Origin of the sequence: Burkholderia sp. E168m23, assembly GCF_016586125.1 — a bacterium.
In the GTDB taxonomy this organism is placed as follows: Bacteria; Pseudomonadota; Gammaproteobacteria; order Burkholderiales; family Burkholderiaceae; genus Burkholderia; species Burkholderia orbicola.
Genome location: NZ_BCPP01000588.1, coordinates 1 through 4,511, shown reverse-complemented (window position 1 = coordinate 4,511; position 4,511 = coordinate 1). Strand labels below are relative to the sequence as shown.

Genomic DNA, 4,511 nt, shown 5'->3' with positions numbered 1-4,511 from the left:
CGCCGGCCGCCTTTTCGTCGTCGGTCAAGTACGTATCACGATGATCGGGCTCGCCTTCGAGCACGCGAGTCAGGCAGGTACCGCACACGCCTTGCTCGCACGACGTCAGCACGTCGACGCCGTTCGCCGCCAGCGCCGCGATCACCGTGCATTCGGCCGGCACGTCGATCACCTTGCCGCTGCTCGCGATTTGCACCTGGAATGCGCGGTCGGCGCCGGACGACACGACCGCGCCGCCGAAGAACTCATAGTGCAGCCGGGCTTCGCTCCACTCGCGCTCGCGCGCGGCGTTCAGCACCGCATCCATGAAGCCGCGCGGGCCGCATACGTACAGATGCGTGCCGTCGGGCGCGCCGGCGAGCACGGCAGCCAGATCGAAGCGTTGCGCGGGATCGCCGTCGTCGACGTGGAAGCGGACGCGATCGTGAAACCCTGCCGCATTGATCCGCTCGACGAAGGCCATGCGATCGGTCGAACGCGCGCAGTAATGCATGTCGAACGGCATGCCGGCCGAAAACAGCCGTTCCGCCATGGCGAGAATCGGCGTGACACCGATCCCGCCGGCGAACAGCAGATGGTGCGGCGCGTCGGGCGCGAGCGGGAATTGATTGCGCGGCAGGCCAATCCGCACGGTATCGCCTTGCCGGATTTCGTCGTGAATCGCGCGCGACCCGCCGCGGCCATCGGCCTCGCGCAGCACCGCGATCTGGTAGCGATCGCGTTGCTCCGGATGGTTGCACAGCGAGTACTGGCGCACGAGCCCGCCCGGCAGATGCACGTCGATATGGGCGCCGGCGTCGAAGCGCGGCAAGGGCGAGCCGTCATCGCTGACGAGTTCGAAGCCGCAGATGTCGCGCGCTTCCTGCCACTTGCGCGCGACCCGAACCGTCAAGGTCGCGCCGCTCATGACGCCGCCTTGACCTGCGCGACCGGAATCACGGGCCGCTGCGGGCTCGCCGCGTGTTCGGCGGCGAGCAGCCGGTCGATCACCTTGCGCGACAGCACGCCGCCGGCATCGATGTTGAGCTTGAGGAGCGTGCGCTCGGGCCATTGCTCGAGATTGCGCTGCTGGCGCTCGAGCATTTCGAGATCCTCCGCGAAGATCTTGCCCTGGCCTTCGCGGATCTCGGCGGTCAGCGCGGCGTCGTCGGGCCGGAAGTTGCGCGCCATCCCCCAGAAGTACCAGATCGACGTGTCGGTCTCGGGCGTGATGAAGTCGACCACGATCGACGACGCCTTCTTGTTCGGCGGCGCATCGTAGCCGCCGTGGCCCGCATGCGCGACGCCTACTTCGATCATCACGTGGCTCGGCGGCGTGAAGCGGCAGATCTGCCAGCGGTCGACCGGGATGTCGTCGGCGAGCCCGTTGCCGCGCAGCGCCATTCGCCAGAACGGCGGCGGCATCACGTTTTCCATGAAGCGGCTCGTGACGACTTCGTCGCCATGGCTGGTGGTCTTCGGCGGCGCTTCGTCGATCTCCTTCTGGCCGATGCTCGACGCATGCACGTAGGTTTCGTGCGTGAGGTCCATCAGGTTGTCGATCATCAGCCGGTAATCGCAGCGGATGTGATACAGGCCGCCGCCGTGCGCCCAGGCCGGGTCCTCGGCCCAGGCCAGCGCCGGCAGTTTGGCGGGATCGGCTTCGGACGCATCGCCCGGCCAGACCCACACGAAGCCGTACCGCTCGACCGCCGGGAAGCTGCGAATCGACGGAAACCCGCCGACCCGCTGGCCCGGCATGCCGGCCGGCTTGCCGTTGCAGCCCATTTCGAGCCCGTGATAGCCGCACACGAGCACGCCGTCGCGCACGAACCCGAGCGACAGCGGCGCGCCGCGGTGCGGACAGAAATCCTCGAGCGCCGCGACCTGGCCGTCCGCCGCGCGGTACAGCACCATCGATTCGTTGCAGATCTTGCGGCCCAGCGGCTTGCCGTCGATCTCGTCGGGCGTGCACGCCACGTACCACGCGTTCTTGAGAAACATGTTCCTTGTCTCCTTCGGGACGGTGCCGCCGGGGAAGCGGCCCGATCTTCATTCCGTGTACTGAATGAGATTCAGTGTACTCATCGATATGGGCCGGAGCAAGGCGGGCGGTATACTGGTTTTCCCGGGAAATGGCGCGACGCAGCGCCATGCCGCCGGTGCGCGCAACCGGTGCGTGCCGCCTAAGTCATCGACTCATTCATGGAAAAAACGACTCCCGCCGACCTGCCGGCTTTCCCGATCGACCTGTACGACGAACCCGGGCACCTGATCCGGCGCGCGCACCAGATCGCGGTCGCGATGTTCTACGAGAAGCTGGGCCGGGACGTGACGCCCGTGCAGTACGCGGTGCTGCGGATGCTGTACGAGAATCCGGGGCTCGATCAGGTGACGCTCGCGCAGCGGGTCGCGCTCGACACGTCGACCACGGCCGATCTCGCGGTGCGGCTCGAAGCGAAGGGATTGATCGTCCGCGAAGTGCTGCCGCGGCGTCAGCGGCGCCTGCTGTTGACGCCGGCGGGCGTCGAGCTGCTCACCCACCTGATTCCGTCGGTGACGGAGTTGCGGGCCGGGCTGTTCGACGGGATGGGCGAGGACGATTCGCAGGAACTGATGCGCCTGCTACGCAAGTTCGTGCATTTGAACAACGAGCAGAGCCGCGCGCCGCTGCGGGTGAGCGAGGATTCGTAGCGGCGCGGCGCCCGGCGCGATGGCGCAGAAGGGCGGCGTGCGCCGCCCTGGCCGTCAGCCGCGTGATGCTTCGCCTTCCAGCCGCCGCACCGCTTCCGCGACTTCGTTCCTGAAGCGCACCAGCGCCGCCTGCTCCGGCGCCGGCGGCTGCACGGCGGCCCACAGCATGTCGATCAACTGCGTGGCCGTCGTTTCCGTATCGAGCTTGCGGTGCCCGAGGATCGCATCCCACAGCACGTGCTCCATCGGCCCGAACACCATCGAGCGCAGCAGGCTCAGCGGCAGATCCGCGCGAACCTGCCCGGCCGCCTGGCCGCGTGCGAGCACGTCCATCAGCGGCGCCGTGTAGCGGCGTTGCAGCGCGGTGAGCTCGTCGCTCAGCGCATGCTGCTTCGCGCGGCCTTCCGACAGCACCAGCGCGCACAGCCCCGTGCCGTTCACGAGCATCAGCCGCAGGTGGGTGCGCACGATGAACGCGAACTGCTGCTGCACCGACGCCTCCCGCGGCATCCCGTGTTCGAACGCGGCGATGATTTCGTCGTACCAGTCGGCGATCACGCGCGCGCACAGCTCGCGTTTGCCGCGGAAATAGCTGAACACCGTCGCCTCCGATACCCCCACGCGCTGCGCGATCTCGGCGGCCGTCGCATGCTCGTAACCTTTTTCGGCGAACACTTCACGGCCGGCGCGCAGGATGTCCTGCACGCGCTGCTGGGATTTGCGGCCGGCGGGTGCGCGCGACGAGTCGGCGCGGTCGGCTTTGGCGGTGGCGGTCATGGTGTCGGCGGGAGCGGCTGTCATGCTCGCATCATATCTGAGTATCACTCAGAAAACTATTGACGCCGAACCGGGCGAGGCGCGAAACTGTGCAAAATTTCCGCTGTATTGGTCAATGAATCGACGTATTCATTCGATTTGAGCGAAACTCAGAAATCGGTGAGTGCGACACACTTTCTGGAGACGGAGGAGACATGATCAACCTGCCCGGCGTGCAATTCATGCTCGGTGAAGACATCGAGATGCTGCGCGACGCCGTCGCGACGTTTGCGGCGAAGGAAATCACGCCGCGCGCGGCGGAGGTCGACCGCACCGACCAGTTCCCGATGGATCTGTGGAAGAAGTTCGGCGATCTCGGCGTGCTCGGCATGACCGTCTCCGAGGAATACGGCGGCGCGAACATGGGCTACACCGCGCACATGGTCGCGATGGAGGAGATCTCGCGCGCGTCGGCGTCGATCGGCCTGTCGTACGGCGCGCACTCGAACCTGTGCGTGAACCAGATCCACCGCAACGGCACCGAAGCGCAAAAGCAGAAATACCTGCCGAAGCTCGTGTCGGGCGAACACATCGGCGCGCTCGCGATGAGCGAGCCGAACGCCGGCTCCGACGTCGTCAGCATGAAGCTGCGCGCGGACAAGCGCGGCGACCGCTACGTGCTCAACGGTACGAAGATGTGGATCACCAACGGCCCCGATTGCGACACGCTGGTCGTCTACGCGAAGACCGATATCGAAGCCGGCCCGCGCGGCATCACCGCCTTCATTGTCGAGAAGGGGATGAAGGGCTTCTCGGTCGCGCAGAAGCTCGACAAGCTCGGCATGCGCGGTTCGCACACGGGCGAGCTGGTGTTCCAGGACGTCGAGGTGCCGGAAGAGAACATCCTCGGCCAGTTGAACGGCGGCGTGAAGGTGCTGATGAGCGGCCTCGACTACGAGCGCGCGGTGCTGTCGGGTGGGCCGACGGGCATCATGGCCGCGTGTCTCGACGCGGTCGTGCCGTACATCCACGACCGCAAGCAGTTCGGCCAGGCGATCGGCGAATTCCAGCTGATCCAGGGC

The 4,511-nt window shown here is 66.6% G+C and carries 5 protein-coding genes; 2 read left to right on the top strand and 3 right to left on the bottom strand.

The features are described 5' to 3' along the window. Both JMF90_RS25345 and JMF90_RS25340 read right to left on the bottom strand, forming a co-directional pair. Window positions 1-907: PDR/VanB family oxidoreductase (locus JMF90_RS25345; RefSeq protein ID WP_201325571.1), on the bottom strand; the 907-nt coding region annotated here is incomplete at its 3' end. Beyond that, complete coding sequence (locus JMF90_RS25340; protein WP_011546949.1) at window positions 904-1,983, bottom strand: aromatic ring-hydroxylating dioxygenase subunit alpha; 1,080 nt, start codon at window positions 1,981-1,983, stop codon at window positions 904-906. The genes JMF90_RS25340 and JMF90_RS25345, both read right to left, overlap by 4 nt. Before the next feature lie 201 nt (window positions 1,984-2,184). On the opposite strand from JMF90_RS25340, the gene JMF90_RS25335 reads away from it, so the two are divergent. After that, window positions 2,185-2,673 (top strand): MarR family winged helix-turn-helix transcriptional regulator, encoded by a 489-nt coding sequence (locus JMF90_RS25335; RefSeq protein ID WP_006480545.1) that lies wholly within the window; start codon window positions 2,185-2,187, stop codon window positions 2,671-2,673. A 54-nt stretch (window positions 2,674-2,727) separates the two neighbouring features. Here the strand turns inward: JMF90_RS25335 and JMF90_RS25330 are convergent, their stop codons facing one another. Next, entirely contained in the window at window positions 2,728-3,474 is a 747-nt protein-coding gene (locus tag JMF90_RS25330; RefSeq protein WP_011546950.1) for a TetR/AcrR family transcriptional regulator, read from the bottom strand. Window positions 3,475-3,644: 170 nt separating this feature from the next. On the opposite strand from JMF90_RS25330, the gene JMF90_RS25325 reads away from it, so the two are divergent. Further along, the coding region (locus JMF90_RS25325) for an acyl-CoA dehydrogenase family protein (RefSeq protein WP_201325570.1) at window positions 3,645-4,511 on the top strand (867 nt) is incomplete at its 3' end.